General features: G+C 39.8%; 22 protein-coding genes. 7 read left to right on the forward strand and 15 right to left on the reverse strand.

What is annotated here, in order from left to right; all coding sequences use genetic code 11:
• The first annotated feature begins 27 nt into the window (after positions 1–27).
• From DI076_RS08700 to DI076_RS08725, 6 genes are read left to right on the forward strand one after another with little or no spacing between them, the layout of a single operon-like run.
• The gene (locus DI076_RS08700) at positions 28–1,317 is read left to right on the forward strand and encodes a citrate synthase (RefSeq protein ID WP_108959558.1); all 1,290 of its coding nucleotides are present in this window, start codon (positions 28–30) and stop codon (positions 1,315–1,317) included.
• A 16-nt stretch (positions 1,318–1,333) separates the two neighbouring features.
• Positions 1,334–3,295 (forward strand): SpoIIE family protein phosphatase, encoded by a 1,962-nt coding sequence (locus DI076_RS08705; protein ID WP_167396519.1) that lies wholly within the window; start codon positions 1,334–1,336, stop codon positions 3,293–3,295.
• A complete protein-coding gene (locus tag DI076_RS08710) occupies positions 3,292–4,128 on the forward strand; it encodes a class I SAM-dependent methyltransferase (RefSeq protein WP_108959559.1) in 837 nt (278 codons plus the stop codon). Before DI076_RS08705 ends, DI076_RS08710 begins: the two co-directional genes overlap by 4 nt.
• A 17-nt stretch (positions 4,129–4,145) precedes the next feature.
• Positions 4,146–4,979, forward strand: a complete 834-nt coding sequence (locus DI076_RS08715) for a TrmH family RNA methyltransferase (RefSeq protein ID WP_108959560.1) — start codon at positions 4,146–4,148, stop codon at positions 4,977–4,979.
• Positions 4,976–6,043, forward strand: a complete 1,068-nt coding sequence (locus DI076_RS08720) for a glycosyl transferase (protein WP_108959561.1) — start codon at positions 4,976–4,978, stop codon at positions 6,041–6,043. Before DI076_RS08715 ends, DI076_RS08720 begins: the two co-directional genes overlap by 4 nt.
• Complete coding sequence (locus DI076_RS08725; RefSeq protein WP_108959562.1) at positions 6,044–7,726, forward strand: flagellar assembly protein A; 1,683 nt, start codon at positions 6,044–6,046, stop codon at positions 7,724–7,726. It begins immediately after the preceding gene.
• Here DI076_RS08725 and DI076_RS08730 read toward each other — a convergent pair.
• From DI076_RS08730 to pyrB, 12 genes are all read right to left on the reverse strand, one after another.
• Entirely contained in the window at positions 7,715–8,479 is a 765-nt protein-coding gene (locus tag DI076_RS08730; protein WP_108959563.1) for an LA_1326/LA_4305 family lipoprotein, read from the reverse strand. The two genes, DI076_RS08725 and DI076_RS08730, sit on opposite strands and share 12 nt — an antisense overlap.
• 6 nt (positions 8,480–8,485) lie before the next feature.
• Positions 8,486–8,845 (reverse strand): STAS domain-containing protein, encoded by a 360-nt coding sequence (locus DI076_RS08735; RefSeq protein ID WP_100718918.1) that lies wholly within the window; start codon positions 8,843–8,845, stop codon positions 8,486–8,488.
• 54 nt (positions 8,846–8,899) lie between these two features.
• A complete protein-coding gene (locus DI076_RS08740) occupies positions 8,900–9,088 on the reverse strand; it encodes a hypothetical protein (protein WP_108959564.1) in 189 nt (62 codons plus the stop codon).
• Positions 9,085–9,879 carry an iron-sulfur cluster assembly scaffold protein gene (locus tag DI076_RS08745; protein WP_108959565.1) on the reverse strand — a complete coding sequence of 265 codons (795 nt, stop codon included), beginning with the start codon at positions 9,877–9,879 and terminating at the stop codon, positions 9,085–9,087. Before DI076_RS08745 ends, DI076_RS08740 begins: the two co-directional genes overlap by 4 nt.
• A 47-nt stretch (positions 9,880–9,926) precedes the next feature.
• Positions 9,927–10,127 (reverse strand): 50S ribosomal protein L31, encoded by a 201-nt coding sequence (gene rpmE, locus DI076_RS08750; RefSeq protein WP_002973045.1) that lies wholly within the window; start codon positions 10,125–10,127, stop codon positions 9,927–9,929.
• Between the two features lie 10 nt (positions 10,128–10,137).
• Positions 10,138–11,541 (reverse strand): transcription termination factor Rho, encoded by a 1,404-nt coding sequence (rho, locus tag DI076_RS08755; protein WP_108959566.1) that lies wholly within the window; start codon positions 11,539–11,541, stop codon positions 10,138–10,140.
• A 141-nt stretch (positions 11,542–11,682) separates the two neighbouring features.
• On the reverse strand, positions 11,683–12,888 hold the full coding sequence (locus tag DI076_RS08760) for a helix-turn-helix domain-containing protein (protein WP_108959567.1): 1,206 nt from the start codon (positions 12,886–12,888) through the stop codon (positions 11,683–11,685).
• 47 nt (positions 12,889–12,935) lie between these two features.
• Positions 12,936–13,574: a hypothetical protein gene (locus DI076_RS08765; RefSeq protein ID WP_108959568.1), complete on the reverse strand. Its 639-nt coding sequence runs from the start codon at positions 13,572–13,574 to the stop codon at positions 12,936–12,938.
• Between the two features lies 1 nt (position 13,575).
• A complete protein-coding gene (locus tag DI076_RS08770) occupies positions 13,576–14,565 on the reverse strand; it encodes an adhesin OmpL37 family surface protein (RefSeq protein WP_108959569.1) in 990 nt (329 codons plus the stop codon).
• 52 nt (positions 14,566–14,617) lie between these two features.
• On the reverse strand, positions 14,618–15,844 hold the full coding sequence (locus DI076_RS08775; protein WP_108959570.1) for an LL-diaminopimelate aminotransferase: 1,227 nt from the start codon (positions 15,842–15,844) through the stop codon (positions 14,618–14,620).
• Positions 15,828–16,196 (reverse strand): DUF2203 domain-containing protein, encoded by a 369-nt coding sequence (locus DI076_RS08780; protein WP_108959571.1) that lies wholly within the window; start codon positions 16,194–16,196, stop codon positions 15,828–15,830. The genes DI076_RS08775 and DI076_RS08780 overlap by 17 nt, the downstream gene beginning before the upstream one ends.
• Positions 16,189–17,121, reverse strand: coding sequence for an aspartate carbamoyltransferase (gene pyrB, locus DI076_RS08785; RefSeq protein ID WP_108959572.1), 933 nt, complete (start codon positions 17,119–17,121; stop codon positions 16,189–16,191). The genes DI076_RS08780 and pyrB overlap by 8 nt, the downstream gene beginning before the upstream one ends.
• A gap of 66 nt (positions 17,122–17,187) precedes the next feature.
• Between pyrB and DI076_RS08790 the strand changes: the two genes are divergently transcribed.
• Positions 17,188–17,601, forward strand: a complete 414-nt coding sequence (locus DI076_RS08790; protein ID WP_100718725.1) for an acyl-CoA thioesterase — start codon at positions 17,188–17,190, stop codon at positions 17,599–17,601.
• On the opposite strand, the gene DI076_RS08795 is transcribed toward DI076_RS08790, so the two are convergent.
• From DI076_RS08795 to nth, 3 genes are all read right to left on the reverse strand, one after another.
• A complete protein-coding gene (locus DI076_RS08795) occupies positions 17,585–18,181 on the reverse strand; it encodes a UbiX family flavin prenyltransferase (RefSeq protein ID WP_108959573.1) in 597 nt (198 codons plus the stop codon). The two genes, DI076_RS08790 and DI076_RS08795, sit on opposite strands and share 17 nt — an antisense overlap.
• Positions 18,178–19,089 carry a UbiA-like polyprenyltransferase gene (locus tag DI076_RS08800; RefSeq protein ID WP_108959574.1) on the reverse strand — a complete coding sequence of 304 codons (912 nt, stop codon included), beginning with the start codon at positions 19,087–19,089 and terminating at the stop codon, positions 18,178–18,180. The genes DI076_RS08795 and DI076_RS08800 overlap by 4 nt, the downstream gene beginning before the upstream one ends.
• A 793-nt stretch (positions 19,090–19,882) precedes the next feature.
• Positions 19,883–20,533, reverse strand: a complete 651-nt coding sequence (gene nth / locus DI076_RS08805; RefSeq protein ID WP_108959575.1) for an endonuclease III — start codon at positions 20,531–20,533, stop codon at positions 19,883–19,885.
• Positions 20,534–20,549 lie beyond the last annotated feature (16 nt).

The raw sequence follows: 20,549 nt of genomic DNA on the forward strand, positions 1-20,549 counted from the left end.
AATAGACAGAGATATACAGGAGAAGATATGTCCGAAAAGGCTATTCTGAAAGTGGATGGAAAAGAGTATGAACTTCCGATTGTAGCGGGAAGTGAAGACGAGAAGGCAATTGATATTACAAAACTCCGCCAATTGTCCGGTTATGTTACGATTGATTCCGGTTATTTAAATACAGGTGCATGTACAAGTGAAATCACCTTTTTGGATGGGGAAAAAGGAATTTTAAGATACCGTGGAATTCCCATCGAAGATTTAGCAGCAAAGTCAACCTTTACAGAAGTTGCTCACTTACTCATATATGGAAAACTTCCAAATGATACGAGACTCAAAGAATGGAATAGTTCGATTACCAAACACACAATGATCCATGAAGACCTCAAACGTCTCTTCAATGGGTTTCCAAAAGATGGACACCCGATGGCGATCATGTCTTGTATGATGGGTTGTTTGTCCACTTACTACCAAGATAGTTACGATCCAATGAATGAGGAACATAGAGAAATTTCCATCATTCGCCTACTTGCAAAATTTCCAACCATCGCAGCGTATGCGTATAAAAAGTCGATTGGCCAACCTATCATCCATCCATTAAACGAATTGGATTATGCGTCTAACTTTCTCAATATGATGTTTGCTGTTCCTGCAGAAGACTATCACATCGATCCAGAGATTGTTTCCGCACTCAACTTACTCCTCATCTTACACGCAGACCACGAACAAAACTGTTCTACATCTACGGTGCGTCTCGTGGGATCATCACTTGCTAACTTGTATGGTGCCATTTCTGCAGGGATCCTTGCTCTTTGGGGGCCTCGCCATGGTGGAGCCAACCAAGAAGTTTTGGAGATGTTAGAAGGAATCAAAAAAAGTGGTTTGTCTGTGAAAAAAATCGTAGAACAAGCCAAAGACAAAAACTCAAGTTTCCGACTGAATGGATTTGGACACCGTGTTTACAAAAACTTTGACCCACGTGCCAAAATCATCAAAGTTGCTTGTGACAAAGTGTTAAACAAACTTGGAATCAAAGACCCACTCCTTGACATCGCAAAAGAATTAGAAGAAGCAGCTCTCAATGATCCATACTTTGTAGAAAGAAAACTCTATCCAAACGTAGACTTCTACTCTGGTATCATTTACCGAGCACTCGGAATTCCTACTAACATGTTCACTGTGATGTTTGCTATGGGAAGATTACCTGGTTGGATTGCACAATGGAAAGAGATGATTGAAGACCCGAACCTAAAAATTGGTCGTCCAAGACAAATTTACACTGGTCCAAAAGAAATTTCTTACGAAACAGCAAAAAAACAAGCGTAAGACGATACAAACAAAAATGGACAAGGGAATTTTCCCTTGTCCCTACCTACCATTGAAGCCATTCTTTTTCAAAATCACTTTCCTCTTCCAAGTTTTTTTCATTCTCAGTTTTCCTATTTATTCCATGGATAAGGAAGATATTGGAGAAAGATTCATTGCAACAAAGGAATTTAGTTATTGGATCGATACAAAATCGAATACTGGGGTCGACTCCGTATTAAAAGAGGGAAAATTTAAACCAATCCAGGATGAATTTGTCAATTTTGGATTTTTAAAAGGGACTTTATGGTTACGACTTGATCCAGAAAAATTCCCCAATCCAACAAAATTTCCACTTCTCTTAATCCAGGCACATAATATTGATTTGGTGGAATTATACCATAAACATGACGGAGACAGTTTCATTGTTTCTAAATCAGGCCACATCCAACCGATGTTCCAAAGAGAATTTCCTCATAGGAATTTTGTCTTTCGAATGGGCCACCAAAAAGAAACCATACTGATCGCTATCAAGTCTGATATCTCCTTACAATTTTCGATTGTTTTCACAAACCAAAGGAATCTCCAAAGAGAAGATTATGTAACCCAATGGGTGTATGGTTTATTTTTTGGAAGTTTAGGAATTATCATTCTTTATAACCTTGCGATTGCTTTTTTTGTTCGAGATAAAAGTTATTTTTACTATATCGGATATGTTTTATTTTTTGGACTAGGTCAGTTATCCCTACTTGGTTTCTTTGGATATTTTTTTGTTCCTAATTCGTATTATTGGAAACGTGTAGGGATTCCTGTTTTTTTTAGTCTTTGTCTTTTTTTCTTCGTATTATTCACTGCTAATTTTTTAAAGATCAAAGTCAGACTTCCAAGAACAACGAGATTCTACCATCTACTTGGCGCTTTTTCTTTATTCAATGTATGTATTGCCTTGTTTGGTGGGATCGCAGAGTCGTCCATTGGAGTGAGTTGGCTTTCTGTGATTATATGTTTAACTTTATTTGGAATTTTGATTTGGGGATTAAAAAAGAGAATCAGATCTTTTTATTATATCTCCATCGCTTTCTTCCTTCTGCTGTTTACATGTATGATTTATGGACTTCTCAAATTTGGAATTTTACCTAGTAATCCCTTTTTTGAAGAGATGTTATTCCCTATTGCATCGTTAGCAGATATCACCTTATTTGCGTTTGCTTTAGCGGATCGAATCCAACTTCTCAGGCAAGAAAAAGATCTTGCCCTTGCCCAAGTCACTAGCCTAAGAAGAGAGCGAAAAATTTCTCGTGACATTCTTATGCAATCACTTCCAAAAACAAATCCAGATGTAAAAAACTTACAGATCCAAATTTATATCCAACCAATGAAAGATGTTGGTGGGGATTTTTACGAATACCATTCTCCGAATCCTTATGAGTTAGGTATCGTATTATGTGATGTCTCTGGTCATGGAATTCCTGCTTCACTGATATCAGCTATGGGAAAAGTCGCATTCACCACCCAAAAGGATTCTATCTCTTCCCCCAAACAAGTGTTAGAAGGTATGAACCGAGTTTTGTATGGAAACTGTTCCCCTCAATATGTGACTGCATCTTATTTATATTTAAATAGTTCTACCAATGTCTGGAGGTTTGGACGAGCAGGCCACCCAAGTGCTTTTTTACAAAGGGCAAGTGGTGAAATCATAAAAGTCCATCCCAAAGGAAAAATTATCGGTGTGTTCCCTGAAATCCAAATTGATGAAATCACGTATCCCGTTTTCCCCAAAGACCGCATTTTACTCTTGAGTGATGGGGTTCTGGAATGTTTTGATCCCAAAGGGAATATGTTCGGTGATGCTGGTCTTCTCGATTTTTTAAAAACCAACCGTGAACTTCCAAACCATTTGTTTAAGGGAAAACTAATCCAAGAGTTGGAGTCATTTTCAAATCGAGAAATAAAAGACTGGGAGGACGACCTAACCTTTATTTTTCTGGAATTGGTATGACAAAAAGTTACGAATTATTGGATTCTGGAGACCTATCGAAATTGGAAATTGTAGGTGGTTACAAACTACAACGTTCTTCCCCAACTTCCGCTTATGGCAAAGAAACTCCTGGGATCTGGAATGACTTACATGCTTTGTACATCAAAAATGATTCAGGCTCTGGCCATTGGAATTTCCAAAAAAAAGTTCCTGAAAGTTTCACCATTGAATTTTCGAATCTAACCTTCAAAATCAAACTCACTCCCTTCGGTCATATTGGCCTTTTCCCAGAACAAGAAACCAACTGGAATCGAATCCGTGAGATTGGCAAAAAAAAACAAGGTCTAGAAGTTTTGAATTTATTCGCCTATTCTGGTGGATCCACACTGGCTTGCCTAGATGCAGGTATGAGTGTTTGCCATGTGGATGCATCCAAAGGTATGGTGGACTGGGCAAGGGAAAATGCAAAACTTTCTGGGCTTGATTCGAAACCAGTCCGTTGGATCGTAGATGATGTGATGAAGTTCATCCGTCGTGAAATCAAACGTGGGAAAAAATACCAAGGCCTCATCCTTGACCCACCAAGTTTTGGTCGTGGTTCGAAAGGCGAAGTTTGGAAAATTGAAGAAAATTTATCGGAGCTTATGGATGCGCTGATGGAACTCTCTGACTCCAAACCAGAATTTGTCATCCTGAGTTGCCATAGCCAAGGTTTTAGTCCGCTTACCTTGGAACGAATTCTTTCTTCTCGGATCAAAACCAAAGGGAATTACGAAACTACTGAACTTTATATCCCAGAGACTTCAGGGAAAAAATACCCTGCAGGTTTTTGCACATTTTTTAAAAAATCATAACTGCCACATTGCCTTCTATGAAACAACAACGATTCAGCATCACAAGTTTCTCAAATCCAAAGGTCAAATGGGTCAGTGGTCTCAAAGAAAAAAGAAACCGAGATGAAGAGAAAAAATTTTTCATCGAAGGTTACAGAGAAATCAAAAAAGCCATCGCAGGGAATAAAAAATCACCTGTCCCTTGTTTAACGGCAAACATCACAAGTGTATTCATTTCTCCCGAATGTTTTTTAGGAGAAAATGAGGAAGAACTCATTTCTTCCCTTCGTTGTCCAATTTACGAATTACCAAGAAAAATTTTTGAAAAAATATCCTATCGGGATAGGCCTGATGGTCTCATTGCCGTTGCAGACACACCCAATGCAGATGTTCCATGGGAACAAATCAAAACCATCCAAACCAATCCCATCCTCATCATCGAAGGTGTTGAAAAACCAGGGAATCTTGGCACCATCCTTCGGACTGCAGAAGGTGCTGGTGTAGGGCTTGTGATTGTCACAGACCCAAGGATTGATCTTTTTAATCCCAATGTAGTCCGAGCAAGCACTGGAACTATTTTCACACTCCCCGTATACATTGGAGACTTACAGGAAGTTTTGTCTGAATTTCATAACAAAGGATACAAACGGTATGCGGTCACACCAGAAGGTAAAACCTTATACAGTTCTGTGGACATGAAAGAGAAATCTGTTTTTTTGTTTGGGAGTGAACAATATGGACTGAGTCCGATTGCCAAAGAACTCGCAGATAAAACATTATATCTTCCAATGCTCGGTGAAGCGGATTCTCTCAATCTAGCTATGTCTTGTGGAATCGTTTTGTACGAATCCATCCGCCAAAGATCCAAATGAAATTGTATTATTATATTTCAGGCCACGGGTTCGGGCATATCAGTCGTTCGGGAAACATCATTAAACGTTTATTAAGCGAAGATTTCATTGAAGAAATCCATTTGGTAAGTACTCGTATCAGTTTTATCGACTATGAACATCCCAAATTAAAACTGCGATCCCTCAAATTAGATGTTGGTATTTCACAAAAAGATTCACTTTCCATAGACATAGAATCCACAAAAGCGGAACTGATCCAATTTGAAAAATCCAAATCGATTTTGTTAAAGGAAGAGGCCAAATACTGCAAAGATCACAAAATCTCTCTTATCCTTACCGATAGTTCATCCTTACCGATTACAATCGCATTGGAAACAGGAATTCCCAGTATCTTCATTGGAAATTTTACATGGGATTTTATTTACCGTAATTATGCTAAATCTGATTCTTACTTCGGAAATTTAAGCGACCATTTAGAAGTTGAATACGGGTTTGTGACAGAAGCTCTTGTTTTACCTTTCCAATGCCCTATGCCCAATTTTTTAGAACAAACGAGTATCGGTCTTGTGGGGAGAAAACCAACTCTATCTAAGGAGATGGCTCGTAAACAATTTGGGTTCCGAGATGAAATTACTTATATCCTCCTTTCCTTTGGAGCTTACGGTTTAGAAGGTCATAGGTTAAATACCGATTTTTTGCCAAAACATATCCAACTTGTTGCATTTGGAGTTCCTGGCATTCAATCTGAAGGAATTTTGATTCCAGAAGTCTCACATTACCCAGATTTGGTGGCGGCTTCTGATTTTGTTTGTACAAAACCTGGGTATGGAATTTTAGCAGAATGTTATTATGCAAAAACCCCTATTCTTTATACAGATCGTGGAGACTTTAGCGAATATCTTTATCTCGTTGGTGCACTTGATATGTATTTTCAATCTGCCTATTTAACTTTAGAAAAAATAATTTCTTGTGAATTTGAAGAAACCCTGGCATACATGAGAACAGTGGATGGAATGACTCCTAAATCGGAACTAAAAACAGATGGCGAAGAAGATGTGGTTCGTCATTTGTTAGAATATACATAAATGCCAGGCCCTGACTCTTATACCGATCGAATCTTACAAGATTTGGAAGCATCTGAAAATGGTTATTTCCAAATCGAAAATTCCAATGGAAAAGCCATTTTAAAAATCACCAAACCTGGTGCAAAAGGCAAAAAAGTAGAATACAAAGATGTACTTGCGCGTGTGCAACTCTTCGGAGTTGAAGGTTACCAAACCGAACAATTAAAAAAAATCGTCGTACTGGCCGACGGAAAACCTGTAGAAATTGGAACATGGTCCAAAGGAGATCCAGTTCCCTCGTATGCAGACATCAGTGTTTCTGATGATGGAATGGAAGCAAAAATGGTCCTACACCCTCCGAAACATGGTGGGCCACTCCTCACCGAATACCAATTAAGGGAACAAATCGCAGCTGTAGGAATTTCAGTAGGGATCATCGATTCTGTCATCCAAAACCAAATCAAAAATCCTGAATTTTTTGTACCGTATGTCATTGCAAAGGGTGTACAACCTATCCCTGGAAAAGATGGTGAGATTAAAATTTACTTCCGATCTGACAACAAACCACAGTTAGAAGAAGATGAACATGGAAGAATCAATTATAAAAATATTGGTGTCATCCAATCAGTAAAACCAGGTGACCTAATTGCGGAAAAAATCCCACCTAAAAAAGGTGAGTTTGGTAAAACGGTTACAGGCACTATCCTCCCTTACCAAGAAGAAAAAATTGTCGAATGGATCCTTGGACCAAATGTAGAACTAAGAGAGGACAAACTGTACGCTAAAATTGCAGGGCGCCCTGTTCTTTCAGCGGCATGGGAAATCAAAGTAGATGAAGTGATCCAATTAGAAGCCGTGGACTACTCAACGGGCAATATTGATTTTCCTGGTACCATCATTGTGGAAGAAAAAATTGGGGATGGGTTTAGTCTCACAACTAGTGGTAGTATCATCATTCGAAACTCCGTTGGAAAAGCTTTTCTCAAAGCCAAAGGTGACATTGTTCTTTCCGGTGGTTTTATGGGCCGAGGGGAAGGGTACATCGAATCGGAAGGGAATATTTACGCCAAATTTGTGGAACAAGGAAAACTCACAGCCCAAGGTTCAATCTTTGTCGAAGAAGCAGTGATGCATTCGGAAATTTCAGCAAAAGATTTTATCCGTGTGATGGGTGGTCGCGGGGAAGTAATTGGAGGAACCATCATTGCAGGAAATTCACTCACTTGTGCGAAACTCGGTGCCGTAGTAGAAACGAAAACCAAAGTTGCCATCGGAACACCACCAGAACTCTTAGATGAGCTCAACCGAATGAAAAAAGAAATTTCAGAAAAAGAAATCACCCTTCATAAAGTCCAACTCACACTCACAAAACTCGTGGAAAAAAGCCAAAAAAAAGAACTGAGCCAAGAAGAAAAAGACACCATCACCAAACTGAAAGATGCCAATGATAAATTTACAAAAGTTTTAGAAACCCAAATCAAACAGTTTGAAACTGCACTTGGATCCTACGAACCAAATCCAGATGCTTTTGTAGAAGTCGAAAGGGAAGTATATCCAGGTGTAGATTTAAGTTTTGGAGCTGGGAAAAATTACCGAATGGGAATGAGTTCTCTTGTCGGAAAAACGAAATTTTATTTAGGAACCGATGGTTCCATACAAACAGAACGAAATGTGATCAGAAAAGAAGACGACCTACTCCTCTAATAATACTCCGTCTTCTTCATCTCGAGATATTTTTTTCTCTGCTTTCATATCAGCATCCACTGAGTTTGAAATTTCATTTGAATTTTTTTTTCGTTTTTCAAATTTCAATTTTGCTAAGTCAGCTTTATCAAACACAAGCCAGTGGCGGTTACGAAATCCACCTACCTTTTTGAAACTAAAACCCTGTCCTTGTAAAACATAAGTGGACTGTGGGAAATGTTCAAAAGGGATATCAGGGATGTTTGACCAATCAAAATAATTCCCTTGTTCATCATAAGAGATTTCTTTTTGTAATTCGCCAAATAAAATCTCAATGGATGAATCAGTGGACCAAATATAAAAAGCAGTTCGAGAATAATGAGAGACCACAGATTTCACTGGATTGTATTTTGAAATCACAAGTAATAGTTGGTCTGGTTTTAATTTTTGTAAACCATCCACCAAATCTAGAGCAAACTCTCTGATTTCTTTTTCTTCAAAGATGTATTGGTTCACATCTCCATACGAACTTTCTTCTCGGAATCGAATATTACCAAGTAGGTCTAAAATTTTATCTTCCGTAAGTTCAACTGGGTGAGCGAATGTTTTGGCTACGGAGGTTTCTTGTTTTAAATTGATTTTGTCCCTGGCGACTGAATAAATCGCAAACTCATTACTTCGGAAGAGTAAAGACCTCGATTTAACACCAGAGGCGCATGACTGTAAAAAACCGATCAAAAAGATAAACGAAAGAAGGAGTCGAAAGAATTTCATATAGGTTTAAGCCTCTAGAGTTTGTTGGAACTCTGGGAATTTGGAAAGGTATTCATCCAAAGTCAAAATCGAAAGGATATGGTTGAGCCCTGACAAACGAAAAACAGAATTTAGATTTTTGTTGAGGTTGGTCACAAAGATTTCCACACCACGGTTGTGGAGGGCAGATGATGCTTTGATCACCGCTCCGATCCCACTCGAATCCAAAAACTTTACCAAATGAAAGTCCATCGTCAGTTTCCCGAAATTGGAACCTTCAATTGCTTTCTCAAACTCTTGGTAAAACTCGCGTGAATTTTCCATCAGGACATCCCTTTGGATGGAGAGTAACAGGTGGTTTTCCTGACGGTGGCTTTGAATCAACATACTTGGATTAACAATACGTTACGATTCTCTTCTTTTGTGTCAAGAAAATCGGGTTTAGGAAACTGGCGCCAAATCAGCGAGATTCATCTCTAAATCGTGAGGGTATCCTTCTTTGTCGTTATAAACGACAATCGCCTTCTCATTTTGGATCTCTTTGATTTCGACAGTGGAACCAGTAAAAATAAAAATCCCTTTATGGAGAAAGGTTTGTTTGGTGAGTTTCGCCTTATCGCCAGGTTTCATTCCCCTTCCCCAATTTTTAAATAGAGATCTTTCCCTGCTTTTTTCATCACATCAAAGATGTACATTTGGCTATGGTCCACACGGGTTCCAATATCATAAATGGCATCAGTAAAATCAGCCCCGTCAATTTTGGCCGAGGCTAATTTTGCAAACCGTAGGTCTGCACCACGAAAATTGGCGTTACGCAAATCGGCTCCGTTAAAAAAAGAAGCTTTGAGATTCGCACCTTGGAAGTTCGCTCCCACGAAACTAGAGTTTTGTAAAAAGGCATTATGAAGGTCTGCACCTGAAAAATCCACACCGTCTAATTTTTCTTTCTCTAACATCACACTGGACAACTTAGCTTCCCTTAGGTGGCCTTGTTTGTGAAGGAGTTCCATGGTTTGTGCTTTGGTGATTCGATTTTCTTTCGGAACACCTTGCCCTGATTCATAATCTTCTACCGCTTTTTTGAGAGCAGCAACAGCAGATTCTGGATAGTTTTTCCTACGTTCAGGGAATTCAAATAATGTTTCGAGTGTTTCTGGGGTAAGGGCTTTTAAATCAGAAATGGATTTCCCTTTGGCATATTCTGTTGCCATGGCAAGTGCCACAATCCCGAACCCACAACCTGTTGTGGTATAACTTGCGTCTTCCACAACTTGGTTTTCATTTAACTTAAGATAGATGCGGTAACCGTCTCCGCAACCTGTGTTGCGGTAATAGGAGACAACAGTTGCGTCTTCCATCTCACGGTAATTCATCCTTTGGTCGTTGATTTCTTTGTAGCGAGCAAAGTCCATTACTGCCATGAGTTGTTCCCCCGTTATGCTTTAGACGGTAGTGAGGCAGAAGCCTCTTACTTCATTTTGTATTTTTTCTTGAATTTGTCTACGCGGCCTGTTGTATCCACAAGTTTTGATTTTCCTGTGAAGAACGGGTGGCAGTTGGAACAAATTTCCACACTGATGTCCCCTGCAGTGGAACGTGTTTCAATCACAGTACCACAAGCACATTTAATTTTGGCAGCAACGTATTTTGGATGGATGTCAGTTTTCATGGTGGCCCTTTTAGTTCGTATTCATGCTGGCGAGGAATTGGTCGTTTGTCTTCGCACCACGCATTTTTTCAATCAATAGTTCCATACTTTCGGTGATACTCATAGGAGAAAGTACTTTTCGAAGGATAAAGACACGAGTCAGAGTGTCTTGCGGTAGAAGTAGTTCTTCCTTTCTCGTTCCGGAACGGTTGATGTCGATGGCTGGGAAAATTCGTTTGTCAGCGAGTTTTCGGTCCAAATGGATTTCCATATTTCCCGTTCCCTTAAATTCCTCAAAAATCACTTCGTCCATTCGAGAACCCGTGTCGATGAGCGCAGTGGCGATGATGGTGAGTGACCCACCCTCTTCAATATTCCTTGCCGCACCAAAAAAACGTTTTGGTTTGTGAAGGGCATTAGAGTCCACACCACCAGAAAGGATTTTTCCTGATGTAGGAACCACTTGGTTGTACGCACGAGCAAGCCTTGTGATCGAGTCAAGGAGGATGACCACATCCTTTCCATGTTCCACAAGTCGTTTCGCTTTTTCAATGACCATCTCGGCAACTTGGACGTGGCGTTGTGCTGGTTCATCAAACGTGGAACTCACAACTTCACCCTTAACATGGCGAGCCATGTCAGTTACTTCTTCCGGGCGTTCATCAATGAGTAAAACGATGAGAAAAATTTCAGGATGGTTACGAGTGATCGCATTGGCAATGGATTGCATGAGAACTGTTTTACCAGTTCTTGGAGGTGCTACGATGAGTGCTCTTTGTCCTTTTCCAATTGGACACATAAGATCAATCACCCGAGTATCCAAATGGCTTGGATCAAATTCCATATTGATCCTTTCGCTCGGATAAAGAGGTGTTAAGTTATCAAACAAATTTCTTTTTTGTGCGACTTCAACTGGGAAACCATTGATGGATTCCACTCGTAACATAGCAAAAAATCGTTCTGCTTCTTTTGGTGGCCGGATAAGACCTGTTACGGTATCTCCTGTACGTAGACCAAATAACTTAATTTGAGAAGGAGACACATAAATATCGTCTGGACCTGGCACATAATTGTAGTCAGGTGAACGTAAGAAACCATACCCATCAGGTAATCTTTCCATGACTCCTGCTGCATGCACTTGTCCGTCTTTTTCGGTTTGTGCTTGGAGGAGAGCAAACATCAAGTTTTGTTTTTTTAAACCATGAGTGTTTTCAACTCCCAAACCTTTTGCAAGGTCAGCAAGTTCATTGATGTTTTTTTTCTTGAGTTCAACTAAATCAAGAGGAGGAGGGATAGGTCCTTCATACCGGCTCTTTTTTTTCTTAAATTGTTTCGGTGGTTCAGAAGCATCGTCTTGGTCCATGATGCCATTCGTATATTCAGTTGGTTCTTCGGGGGGATTAACTTGGATTTCTTCTTGTTTGCGTGATGCCATAGATTGTTCTACATTGATTTGTTAGAGTATTTGATAAAATTCGGGAAACCATTTGTGCAAGTTATGTATGCAAGTGAAACAGCGAAGTGCGGAGGTGTTTTCTCAAACGGTAATGAAAAAATGGTTTTTCCTCCATTTTCGTCAACGTCTTTTTTTTGCCTTTTGTGTTGCTTTTGCCTTCGTTTTGGTCCCCTGTTTCCCATTTCCTTGTTTTTTCGGAAGAGATGTGGTTCTTTTCTCTGATTTTCCCTTTTTGGTTGTCTTCAGGTTTTGTTTTTTCTTAGGGAGACTTTGTTTTTTTTGCGATGTTTTGGGTTGGGAAGAGGATTGTTTTTCAGAATCCAGTTGTTTTTCCGATCGTTTTCTAGGGATGACAACTCGTTCTTTTTTATTGTTTTGGAAACGTTCCGATAAATTTAAAAATCGAATTCTGTTTTGTAAGGTTGTACGCGGAATACCGAGTTCACTTGCAGCATGTGAAATATTTTGTGAATTCCTTTGTAAGGTTTTGTGGATATAGTGGGCTTCCATTTCCGCAAGGACAGTTTCCAGAGGGAGTTTGGAAAAAAAGGCCATGTCCAAATCAGGGAATTCTGATTTGGTTTTCCCAGCTCCAAAACCTACACTACTTGAAACAAAATGGTATAAAAATCCCACTACCTTTTTCTCTTTTTTTAAAGTGATGATCCTTACTTGTGATTGTAAGTCTGGTAACATGGTTGTTAGGACATTTGTATCTGCTTCTTTTCCCAAACTCAAATCATGTTCTTTTAGGTAAGATGCGAGGACTTCCCTATTTAAATTATGTAAATACTTCTCAGCAGTTTCTATCGAGTCGTCAAACAATGGTTTTGTGAGAATATCCCTTTCGAAACTTTCATTATAAAAAATAGTTCCACCAGTTACATCAGTGGCAAAAAGACCATCTGGAAAATGGGAAAGGATGAGTTCCATAAACCACTGAACAGAATCGACGTTTTCTTTTTTTTTCTCGAGTTTGGATTCAATGCCTTCCAGTTTTGGATCTCGGATTTGTTTGGATTCTAGTTTGGTGAAAGCGGCAAGGAACCTTGGTTTGTCCCAATTGTCTTTTTTTTCTCCATCGATTCCAATCACGGGAATGAGAGAAGTTTCTTTGAAATATAATAGAATGGATTCGTTCAGTTCTGTTTCCAAAATCTCTAAAGGAATTTGGTCCAGATCTTCTCTTTCTTTCCCAAGGTCAGACAACTCACGATGGACTCTTTCTTTGGAAAGTAAGCCAACAAGTTCCCCCTTCTCGTTTACAACGGGAATGTGAGTGGCTCTTGTGAGCAAAAAATGACGATAGAGTGATTCAAACTTCACTAAGCAGTCATTCTTTGAAATTTAGTGTGAATGAAAATGAAAATTTTTTAGTTTTCTTGGATGGAGTTTTGCTTTTGTTTGTGGAGGTTCATCCAAATGGGTTGCACCCATGCTGCATCTGCACTTTGGTAGTTTTCTGGAATTTCTGATTTTTGGGAACGTAATGTAAGTAAACTATACACTAGCGATCGTTTGTAGGTATGAAGGGAAAGTTGGTAATTGCCAGACAAATAGTATTCTTTTGCGTGGTCTTTTTCACTTTTTGCCATCACTAAATATCGTTGGATTTTATCTTTTGTATCCCACTCCAAACGAGTAGACCCAGACTTTTCGTCATTTTCCATTTGGATCCAATGCCCCATGGCTTTTTGGTAGAGCCCAGTTGCGACTTCTTCCATGGGTACACATAGTTTTCGTTGTGTTAAAAGGATCTCACCTTCCGCAAGGGTTAAAACCTTTTCGATTTCCGCACGTTTTCCCACGCGGTAGGTTTCTTCCACTTGGTCACGAATGGATTCAACAGAAGATTTTCCAACCTCAGGTTCTAGTTTTAGGTGTTCTTTGAGTTCTAATACAAGTGCAATTTTACCATCCAATTGTTTTTTCCTTTCCCGGTAAGACATCGTACTTTTGGCAACAAGTCCTAACGAAAAAGAAAGTAAAATCACACTTGTAAAAAACTTCATTTTATTTCTTCTTTTCTTCCGGATAAATCGCTTTGCCGTTTTCATCAAATTTTGGAGTCGGAGGAACTGATTCACGTCTAGCCCCTTCCGTCTCTTTGATTTGTGCATTGGCTTCTAGTAATAAATCCAATTTTTTAGAAGTGATGAAACCGTAGTTATCATCATGTTGTTCTAGTAAATCCAATGGTTTTGCATCTGGGTTTCCTGGAGGGACAACCGTTCTTTCCATACGTTTGTTTTCAATGAAGTTGATGAGGGTATCTCTCACCTTTTCGTAGTTACGTTGTTTTTCTTCGTTACGAGCTTCTTTTAGATCTTCATTGGAACGGTATTGGTATTCTGGTTTATCCTCATCTGGAGTTTTGCTATAAATCATCGCAAGGATGGCAAAACGTTTTGCACGACGAAGTGTCAATATCCCTTCTTTGTAGAGCGTAAGTTTATAACGGTATTGGTGAGGGCTTGAATTGAGACCTGTTGTGTAAAGATCTTCCGAGGAACGAAGGTCGCGAAAACCTAAACGTAACAAAGCTTTGGCGTTGCTATCATTTGACCTGATGATGGCAGGAGCTGCTGCTTCTAGAAGGGCTCTTGCATCTTCAATGTATTTTTGTAATACGATTTCAAAGATGTTTTTGAGTTCGCCTTGGGCTTGTCTGAGTTGGCGGAATCCATACACATAATTACTTTGTAAGTACCACATGTTTCCACTGAAGTCAGATTGGTTTGCTGCTTTTAGGAGTTTGAAATAATCAAAATCCAAATTCTTTTTGGAAGGATCTGGGGTTTGGGTTGTTCCTGGTTGGCTTGAGTTTTGTGCTTCTTCTTGTGAAGGTGCCAAATTACTGAGTGCCACATTGATAAAATTTAAGTTTTCTTTGTTTTCAAAGATCAAAATCCCCAAATTCGTTTGTTCTGGAGATACTGCATTGATGTGGGAGATATGTCCCACTACCATTGCAAAAAAGAGGATGAATTTCCATTTTCCCATAGCTCTACCTTGTTTTATATATCGGAGCTATGGAAAAAACCAGGACTAAATTTTACATTTTTTGGATGCGTTCGATGGCAGAAATGACATCTTCTCGTTTTCCAAAGGCGGAAAGTCGAAAATACCCTTCTCCTGCCGGTCCGAACCCAGACCCAGGAGTTCCTACCACTTGTGCGTTTCCAAGGAGTTCGTCAAAAAATTCCCAAGATTTGAGTCCACGTGGGGTTTTCAGCCAGATATAAGGGGCATTGGTTCCACCAAACACTTTGTAACCTGCTTTTGTTAGCCCTTCGCGGATGAGTTTTGCATTTTCCATGTAGTAGGAAATTTGTTCTTTGATCTCGACTTGGCCTTGCGGAGAAAAAACGGCCTCTGCTCCTTTTTGTGTGACATACGACACACCATTGAATTTGGTTGTGTGGCGTCTGTTCCAGAGCGAATTAAAACTCACCTCTTCTCCTGATTTTGTTTTTCCCTTCAGGTCTTTAGGGATCACAAGATAGGCACAACGTGTTCCTGTAAACCCGGCAGTTTTCGAGAAGGAACGAAATTCCATTGCCACTTCTTTGGCACCTGGGATTTCATAAATGGATTTCGGGATCTCTTTGTCTTGGATAAAGGACTCATAAGCAGAATCATAGAGAATGATACTTCCCATTTTTTTTGCATAGTTCACCCATTCTGTGAGGCGAGCTTTTGTTGCCACCATTCCAGTTGGGTTGTTCGGATAACAAAGATAAATGATATCTGGTTTTTCTTTAGGAAAATCAGGTTCAAAATTGTTTTCTTCAGTTGCAGGCATGTAAATGATGTTCGCATAACGTCCATCAGGTCCCACTTCGCCAGTTCTTCCTGCCATTACATTTGTATCTACATATACAGGATACACAGGGTCAACGACGGCAATTTTACTATCGAGGGAAAAAATCTCTTGGATGTTTCCACAATCACATTTAGATCCATCAGAAACAAACACTTCGTCTTCTGCGATTTGGACTCCGCGTGCTGTATAATCGTGGGCGATAATTTTTTGGATGAGGAAAGAATACCCTTGTTCTGGTCCATACCCATGGAATCCACCTGCACTTCCCATCTCTTTTGCTGCATCTACCATGGCATTTACAATTGTTGGTGCGAGTGGTAGAGTTACGTCACCAATTCCAAGTCGTATGATTTTTGCATTTTGGTTGGCTTCGGAATAAGTCTTTACACGTCTTCCAATCTCAGGGAACAAATATCCCGCTTTTAATTTTAAATAGTTTTCATTTATCTGAGTCATTTTCTTCTTTATTTTCCTCTATGAGTTTTCTCGATCTAAATCCTTCATGATAACCATGCTCGTATAACACATCTTCTTCGCCCCATGTCCAACAGTAAAAACCATTGCCATGATCAAAGTCTACGAGCCACAATCCCTTAACATCAATTTTCAAATTTAAGATTTCGTTTGTCCAATGTTTGATGATCTCTCCAATTTCTTCTTCTTTGGATTCCAAAACATTTTCTGGTAACATTTTGTTACGCACATCATCTGCAAGAACACTTGCCTTAACATAGTATTCTTTTGTGATATCACGGACAAGGGGTAATATCTCCCTTGCTTCTTCCAAGGTCCAAATTTTTTTAGTCAAAATTGACTCCAAGACTTAAGCAGAGTAAAACCATTCTAACGACAACTCCATACTTCGCCTGACGAAAGTATGCTGCATTCGGTAAATCATCTACATCCGTGGATAGTTCATTCACACGAGGGAGTGGATGGAGGATGGTTGTATCTTTTTTGGAAGCAAGAACAAGTTCCTTATTCACTTTATAGATATCTTTTAGTTTTTCATACTCTCTATGATCAGGGAATCTTTCTTCCTGGATCCTTGTCACATACGCAACATCAGCATCCCAAATGGCTTTGATGTCGGTAGTTTCTTCCCAAGTCATAGGGAACCCCTCTAAGTTCTTTTTGTACTTTTCGGGAAGTTTTAATTCTTCGGGACTGATGAGATACAAATGCACTGGATAATGCCGTAAGAGGTTGATGAGAGAATGGATGGTTCGTCCATACTTTAGGTCTCCGATGAAAGCAATGTTTAACCCATCTATTTTCTTTTTTTCTGAAAAGATGGTATATAAATCGAGAAGTGCCTGTGTGGGGTGTTGCCCTGCCCCATCACCTGCATTGATTACAGGGATGTTCACAGCACCAGCTGCAATCCTTGAGGAACCTTCTACGGGGTGGCGGATGACTGCGATATCACAGTATGCTTCAATCATCTTCATGGTATCATACAAAGTTTCCCCTTTCGAGATGGACGAAAACTGAAACCCCACCGTGGAGATAAGCCTTCCACCTAATCGTTCCATGGCAGCTTCAAAACTCATCCTGGTGCGGGTACTTGCCTCAAAAAACAAGGACGCCAGGAGTTTCCCGTGAAGGATCCCAAACGCCTTTCCCGATTCATGTAGGGCACTCATTCGATTTGTTTTTTCAATTAGGAAATTGAGGTCGTCTTTGGAAAATTGTAAGGTGTCTAAAATGTTTTTGTGGGAGTATTCATACATAGGGCGGAAATCTTTTCTCTAGGGTTTTTGGTATCGAATAAATCGAAAACATATTTTTTGGTATTTATGGTCGAGACAATTCAGAACAAACTGCGGGATATGGAACTAGTCACCCAACACTTGGTCCAACCAGACGATTTAAACTACCACAACAATCTTTTTGGTGGGAAAATGCTCTCCTGGATTGATGAGGGAATGGCAATGTATGTCATGAATAAAATTCGGTACACCAATATCGTCACAATGAGTATGGACAATGTGGTGTTTCGTTCCCCAGCACGGGCAGGAGATATCATCCAAATTTATGGAAAGATTGTGAAATATGGAAAATCCTCCATCACCTCAAGAACGCTTGCCATCACAAACCACCCCCAAACAGGGAAAATGGCCGCCGTAATCGAAAGTGACATCACCTATGTATGCTTAGGTGAAAATGGAAAACCAACTGCGTATTTTAGAAACTTTACCCCTCCCACTTAGGGAAAAGAGTTTGGGGGAGACCGATTAGATTAAAAATCCTCCCCGTGATAAAATCACCAAGGTCATCCAAAGTTTTTGGCATTTGGTAAAAACCAGGGGAAGCAGGTAAGAGGATAGCCCCTGCTTCATCTAAAGCTAACATATTCCGAAGGTGGATGCGGTTGTAGGGAGTTTCTCTTGGGACCACAATGAGACGCCTTCTTTCTTTTAAGGTCACATCGGCAGCTCGTTCAATTAAGTTTTCCGTGAGACCTGCGGACATAGAAGCCACGGTTTTCATACTACAAGGGATCACAACCATCGCATCCCAAACATTGGAACCACTGGCTATATCCGATCCAATATCAAAAAAATTACGAACATGAAATTTGTGTTTGGGCTTTACCTTCCACTTCTCTTCTACAAAAGATAAAATATCTTCAGTGGTTTTCACCGTTGTTTCATATTCTTCTGAAAAGATACGTAAGGAAGCGGGACTTGCTGTGATATAACTTTCCCCTTCTACCTCATACAATGCTTTTAAAAATCTTGCAGCATAAATGCTACCACTGGCTCCTGCAAGGCCCACAACGAGTTTCATCGAAAACTAATTCCAGAGGAAATCTTCAGTAAAAACTCATTCCATTTATCGAATAGGATGGCCAAAAACAAAACCACACTGATCCAAGAATTGATTTGGTAAAATATGAGAGGGAGATCCTTTTGTTTGTATTGGTAGGAGATTTTGTGTTCATACAACACTAAAATCCCAATTACAGAGAGGATTAAAAAATACATAAACCCAAGTTCAGCACTTAACCCTGCGAGGATAAAAAACACAAACGAAAGAGTATGCAAGATAACAGCGATGATACGGGATTTAGTTTCCCCTAATTTGGAAGGGATACTATGGAGTTTTTCTTTGGCATCAAAATCCATATCCTGAATGGCATATAACACATCAAATGCGGAAATATGAAATAAGAGTCCTAGTGAAAATAAAATGGGAACTAAATTCACCGTTTCAGTGATGGCAATCCAAGCACCTAGTGGTGCCAGAGAGATCGCAAAACCGAGAACCAAATGGCAAAACAAGGTAAACCGTTTGGTGAGAGAATACAGAAACAAAATAAAAAGTGCGGGGAAGGAAAGTAAGAAAGCCAGTTTGTTCACAAAAAAACTAGCAAAGATAAAAATGAAGGCAGAAAGCCCGATGAAGAGTAACGCCGACACCTTGGAAATTTTTCCAGCAGGGATTTCTCGATTTTGTGTACGGGGATTTTTTTCATCAATTTCTGAATCCACATACCGATTGAATCCCATAGCTGCACTTCGAGCACTGACCATACAAACAAGGATCAGGGCACCGATTCGAAGTAAATCGCCCGTATCGAGACTCGACTCGAGGTAGGCTAGGACGAAGCTAATCCCTGCAAAAGGCAAAGCAAAAAGTGTATGGGAAAATTTAACCATTTTAGCGTAGAGAAATAGATTTTTGAAGAAGTTCATGGCATCCTTTCTGCCCTATGTTTAGACAGTCGGTAGGTTTTTTGGTTCATTCTGTTTCGAATTCTTCCGTTCTTAGAACCAAGGTCACAAAATATGAATATCCGTCTTTCCTTTCTTGGAAGAAACCTTGGGTCAATTTTGACAATTGGGTACTTTCTTTCTGTTTCTGCTAATTTCGCCCATGAAAGTTTAGAAGACCGACCTTTACGTATGTTTTTCCATTGCGGAAAGGAACTTTTCACCAAAATGGATGAGGAAGGACGTGGAGGTCTCAGTGCTCTCCTTGGTTTTGTGGAACGGGAAAAAATGGATTTGGACCTGAAACGGGGAAAAGGGTACATGTTGTACCCTTTTTCACCCAAAGACAAACCATTAGAATTCCCCTTTGATGGATTTAACCTGACTAAGACCATCGAAATGGACCATGGTCCCGTCAAACTTGGCTTAGGTTCCATAGACGGGCTCTTAAATGCGAAAAATACTGATGACTTTGACGGTTGGATCGTATATGTCAGTCCAGAAGAAGAAATCAAAATCCCTCTCATTCCAGGGCAAAACAATCCTGAACTCCCAATCTTTTTACTCGTCGAAGGGAAACCACAAGCAAGGTTTCGTTACCTTTCTAATGTCCACCAAGTGGAATGCCCAAAAGATTATGGGAGGCTAGGTACTTTGAATTTGTTTTTTCGCAAACGAAACCTGATTCGTTTGGATTACAAAGTAGAATCCATCAATTTAACGGACCGCAATCGTTCTTGGAAACAGAGAAAGGAATCGGAAACGGAAGAAGGTCTTATGAAACCGACTCCGTATAAGAAGGACAAAGAGAAGAAAGAGGACAATCCGAACAAAACGTCCGGCGCGCCTGGCAGTACTTACGACCGAGAAATATTAGGTAAAGAGATAGGTTTCGGCAAATTTCCTTAGGCGTGATTTTCATCATCTCCCGTTCAATTTGTACGGGATCTGTTTTTTTTGTAAATCCAAGTCGTTTGGTTAATCGTTTTACGTGGGTATCTACCACAAACCCTTCCACCACTCCATAAATTTCTGCAAGAACCACATTGGCGGTTTTCCTTCCAAACCCGGGGAGTTTGATTGCCTCCTCCATTGTTTTGGGAATCTCACCTCCAAATTCTTCTAATACCATTTTCGCAAAACCTTGTATACTTTTGGCTTTGTTTTTATAAAACCCAGTGGAAAAGATTTTTTTCTCAATGGCAGATAAAGGTGCTTTCGCAAATGACTCAAGAGTCGGAAAGGTGCGAAAGAGTTCGGGTGTGACTTGGTTTACACGTTCGTCCGTACACTGTGCACTTAAAATGACAGCAATCGCCAACTCATAAGGTTTTGTAAATGTAAGAGGAGTTTCTACGACACCGAATTCCGCCTCTAGGAGACGGTACACTTCGGTGATATTGGGAGTTTTTTTGGATCGTTTCAATCCAGAACAACTAAAT

This window comes from Leptospira ellinghausenii (genome assembly GCF_003114815.1).
GTDB lineage: Bacteria > Spirochaetota > Leptospiria > Leptospirales > Leptospiraceae > Leptospira_A > Leptospira_A ellinghausenii.